2 protein-coding genes are annotated in these 1,125 nt (G+C 46.4%); both read left to right on the top strand.

Features of this window, described 5'->3' with window-relative positions; translation table 11 throughout:
- Positions 1-349, top strand: a 349-nt coding sequence (gene lptE, locus R8269_RS25580) for an LPS assembly lipoprotein LptE (protein WP_318222958.1), incomplete at its 5' end; no start/stop codon positions are given.
- Between the two features lie 5 nt (positions 350-354).
- On the top strand, positions 355-1,125 hold a 771-nt coding region (gene holA / locus R8269_RS25575; protein ID WP_318222957.1), incomplete at its 3' end, for a DNA polymerase III subunit delta.

Genomic DNA, 1,125 nt, shown 5'->3' with positions numbered 1-1,125 from the left:
AGTTCAGCCGTCATCTTCGGTACCAAATCTGCATTTAATCAAAGCAACCATGGATGAGCGCACGCTCTCGCTTTACCAAAACAGTCGTGCGGCAGAAAAAGAGTTGACTTACGTGGTGCAATATCGCGTCACAATTCCAGGGTTTGGCTCAAAAAATTTCACCACAACCGTGAACCGCAACTACCTAGACAACCCGTTAACGGCATTGGCAAAATCGGTTGAACGTGACGTAATCGAAGACGAGATGCGTCAACAAGCAGCGAAACAGATGATGCGTCAACTTGGCCGAATCCGTGCCGAGTACGAAGCGGGGCAAATTGCCGCGCCAACTGAGAAAACAAACTCTTAATCAACATGCGAATTTATGCTGACAAGCTAGCTGACCATCTAGCCAAACACTTAAAGCAGGTTTATCTGATCTTCGGAAACGAACCGCTACTGATCCAAGAAAGCCGCCAAGCGATTCAAAAAACCGCTCTACAACATGGTTTTGAAGAAAGACACCGTTTTGCTGTCGATGCAAGTTTAGATTGGAACCAAGTGTATGACTGCTTTCAAGCTCTGAGCTTATTTTCTAGTCGACAACTCATTGAGCTTGAGATCCCAGAAAGCGGTGTCACCACAGCTATCAGCAAAGAGCTACAGACTCTGTGTGACATGTTGCATGATGACATCATGCTAGTGATCATCGGAACGAAGCTGACTAAAGCGCAAGAAAATGCCAAATGGTTTAAAGCACTGAATGCCAAAGGCGACTGGGTCAGCTGCTTAACGCCGGATCTTCAGCGTTTGCCTATGTTTGTGCAAACGCGCTGCCGCGCATTGGGTTTAAAGCCCGATCAGCAATCCTTACAGATGTTGGCACAGTGGCATGAAGGCAACTTATTTGCACTTTCTCAGAGTCTAGAGAAACTGGCTTTGCTCTATCCTGATGGCCAACTGACAGTTGTACGCTTAGAGGAAGCCTTAAGTCGACACAACCACTTTACGACGTTTAACTGGATTGATGCGTTACTTGCAGGTAAAGCTAATCGTGCTCAACGCATCCTGCGTCAATTAGAAGCCGAAGGCATTGAAACGGTCATTCTCATCCGAAGTGTGCAGAAAGAGTTCAACCAACTATTA

The sequence above is a fragment of the Vibrio sp. Vb0667 genome (assembly GCF_033391095.1).
The sequence above is the reverse complement of the archived record's forward strand: the minus strand, read 5'-3'. Positions and strand labels throughout refer to the sequence as shown.